Genomic DNA, 3,192 nt, shown 5'->3' with positions numbered 1-3,192 from the left:
ACGGGCCCGGTCGAGGCGGTGCTCGTGGCGGCGCACCAGGTCACGGACTCCCTGGCGCAGGAGGTGAAGCGCGCCACCGGGAGCGACATCGTTTTCTATGTGATCAAGGAGGACAGCGCCGGCCATTCGGCCGTTGTGGTGGCGGGCACCGTCCCCAGGTCGGCGGAGATCGACGCGGCGATCGCGCGCAACCTCACTGACAGCGCCATGGCCGGCGACAGCGCGCGGGTGCGGGTCGATTTGACGGTCGGCAATGAGCGGCTGGTCGGCTTCAACCGTTTCCTGAGGACGCCCGGCGCCGAGGAGGCGCGGGGAGGCTACCTCACCCTGCGCTCGCTCGACGCGGAGCTGGCCGGCTTCCGGCGGCTGCAGCGCACGCTGGCGCTCGCGGCTATCGTCGGGCTGGTTCTCGCGATGCTCGCCTCCTGGCTGGTCGCGCACCGCATCACCGATCCCGTGAAGGCGCTCGTCGGCGCGACGCGGCGCGTGGCCGAGGGCGACTACACCGGCTCGGTCCAGGTCACGTCGAGGGACGAGATCGGGGAGCTGGCCTCGGCGTTCCGCGCGATGATGGAAGAGCTGAAGGCGAAACAGCAGCTGGTCGAGTTCCTGAGCACCCGCTCGGGCGAGGTCACGCAACCCATCTATACCGCCGGCGGCGACGTCGCTTCGGCGACGATGGTGCGGTCGGTGGCCTCGAAGACCGGCATGCTGGAGCCGGGCGCGACGTTCGCGAACCGCTACGAGGTGAAGGGCATCCTTGGCGTGGGCGGCATGGGAGTGGTCTACCGCGCCTGGGACACCGAGCTGGGCGAGCCGGTCGCCATCAAGACTCTCAAGACCGACGAGATGGCCGGCGATCCTGCGGCGCTCCAGCGCTTCAAGGACGAGATCCGCCTGGCCCGCAAGATCACGCACCGGAACGTCGTCCGCACCCACGACATCGGCGAGGTGGACGGGCTCTATTACATCACGATGGAGTTCGTGGAGGGGCAGTCGCTGAAGCACCTGATCCAGAGCCGCGGCTCGCTGCCCATCAACGTGGCGCTCACGGTGGGCAAGCAGCTCTGCCGGGCGCTCGAGGTCGCGCACGAACAGGGCGTCATCCACCGCGACATCAAGCCGCAGAACCTCATCGTGGAGCCGTCGGGCACGCTCAAGGTGATGGACTTCGGGATCGCGCGGCTGGCGGTGCGCACGGAGGGCGTGACGCAGGCGGGGATGGCGATAGGGACGCCCGAGTACATGGCGCCGGAGCAACTCCTTGGCGGCGACGTGGACTTCCGCGCCGACCTTTACGCCGCGGGCGCGGTGCTCTTCGAGTCGCTGACCGGCCGCCCGCCGTTCGTCGCCGATTCTCCCATCACTCTGGTGGCCAAGCAGCTCGAAGAGACTCCGCAGTCGCCCCGCGCGCTCAACGCCGACGTGCCGGAGTCGCTGGCGGCGCTGGTGCTGCGGGCCCTGAGCAAGGAACCCGGCAAGCGGTTCCAGAGCGCGGCCGAGCTGCACGACGCGCTCGACGCCATAGCCGCCTGACGAGCATGCCTCGGTGAGCGCCGCCGCGATCGAGACCCGTGGTCTCGGCAAGCGGTACGGCAAGGTCCAGGCGCTCCAAGGCCTCTCCCTCCGGGTCGAAGAGGGGGAGGTCTTCGGCTTTCTCGGGCCTAACGGTGCGGGCAAGACCACGACGATCCGGCTGCTGCTGGGCCTGCTGCGCCCGAGCGAGGGTGGCGCTTCGATACTCGGCCGGCCGGTCGCGCCCGGAGGCGTGGCCGCGCACGCGGACCTCGGTTACCTCGCCGGCGAGGCGCGATTCTGGCCGCAGCTCCCGGGCGAGAGGACCCTGGACCTGCTGGCGCTGCTGTCGAAGAGAGCGCCGGTGCTCCGGGAGCAGTTGCTGGCGCGGCTGGGGCTCGACGGCGACGCGCTCAAGCGGCCGGTACGCACCTACTCCGACGGGATGCGCCAGAAGCTCGGCATCGTGCAGGCGCTCCAATGCGCGCCCAGGCTCGCGCTCCTCGATGAGCCCACCAAGGGGCTCGATCCGCTGGTGCAGCAGGAGTTCTACGCGATCCTCTCCGACGCGCGCCGGCAAGGGACCACGGTCTTCTTCTCCTCCCATGTCCTTCCCGAGGTCGAGCGCGTTTGCGACCGCGTGGCCATGCTGCGCGCCGGCAAGCTGGTGAGCGTGGGCGACGTGGCGCAACTGAAACGGTCTACGCGACGGCGCGTGACCGTGGAGTTCCGGGAGGACGTGGACACGGCGGCGCTCGCGGCCTTCGGCGAGGTGGCGGGCACGGAGGCGCGCCGGGTCGTGCTTCTGGTGATGCGTGAGAAGCTGCCCGCGCTGGTGGCGCGGCTCGGCATGATGCCGCTCGCGGACCTGCTGATCGAGCAGCCGAGCCTGGAGGAGACCTTCCTGGAGCAGTACCGGTGATCCTGCGCGCGCTGCTTGGCCATCACTGGCAACGGCACCGCGTCCCGCTCGTTCTGATGGCGCTCGCCGGTGGCCTGTTCGAGTGGGCGATAACCCGCGTCGCGCCAAGCTCGTCCGCGAGGGCTCTCGTTGAGCAGGTCCTTCAATTCGCGCCGCCGGCCCTTCAGCGCATCCTGGGAGAGGAGATGATCGCCAACGTCACCCCCGCCGGCGTCCTCGGCTTTGGGTACGTGCACCCGTTCCTGCTGGTGCTCATGAGCGTCTGGGTCGTCCGGGTGAGCGCGGGCGCGCTCGCGGGCGAGATGGGTCTGGGGACGATGGACCTGATCGCGTCGCGGCCGGTCGCGAGAACCGCGCAGGTGGGCGCCGCCGTGATCGGCATTCTGGGCGGCATTTCACTGATCGCGGCCGCGGCGTGGGCCGGGACGGCGATCGGCGTAGCGGGCCGGCCGCTGGAAGGGGTCGAGGCTTCGGCGTACCTGCCGATCGCGGGCGTCTGCTGGCTGCTCTTCGCTGCGTTCGGATCGGTTGGCCTCGCCATTTCCGCGACCCGGCGCGATGCCGGCTCGGCGATCGCGTGGACTTCGGCGGTCATCGCGCTCTCCTTCGTGCTGGACTACCTCGGCCGGGCGTGGGACAAGATGGCGCCATTCGGCTACCTGTCGCTCTTCCGGTACTACGGGCCCCCGAGGATCCTCCGCGACGGGTCGGGCGGGGTGGACGTGGCGGTGCTGGCGTCGGTGGCGGGGGTCGGG

General features: G+C 70.3%; 3 protein-coding genes. All 3 read left to right on the top strand.

Annotated elements, in window-relative coordinates; translation table 11 throughout:
- Nucleotides 1–1,536: protein kinase (locus Q8Q85_09080; protein MDP3774406.1), on the top strand; the 1,536-nt coding region annotated here is incomplete at its 5' end.
- A 13-nt stretch (nucleotides 1,537–1,549) separates the two neighbouring features.
- Nucleotides 1,550–2,437, top strand: coding sequence for an ABC transporter ATP-binding protein (locus Q8Q85_09075; protein ID MDP3774405.1), 888 nt, complete (start codon nucleotides 1,550–1,552; stop codon nucleotides 2,435–2,437).
- A partial coding sequence (locus Q8Q85_09070; GenBank protein MDP3774404.1) for an ABC transporter permease subunit occupies nucleotides 2,434–3,192 on the top strand: 759 nt, incomplete at its 3' end. The genes Q8Q85_09075 and Q8Q85_09070, both read left to right, overlap by 4 nt.

The organism is Gemmatimonadales bacterium (genome assembly GCA_030697825.1).
In the GTDB taxonomy this organism is placed as follows: Bacteria; Gemmatimonadota; Gemmatimonadetes; order Gemmatimonadales; family JACORV01; genus JACORV01.
This window is presented reverse-complemented; position numbering and strand designations above follow the sequence as displayed.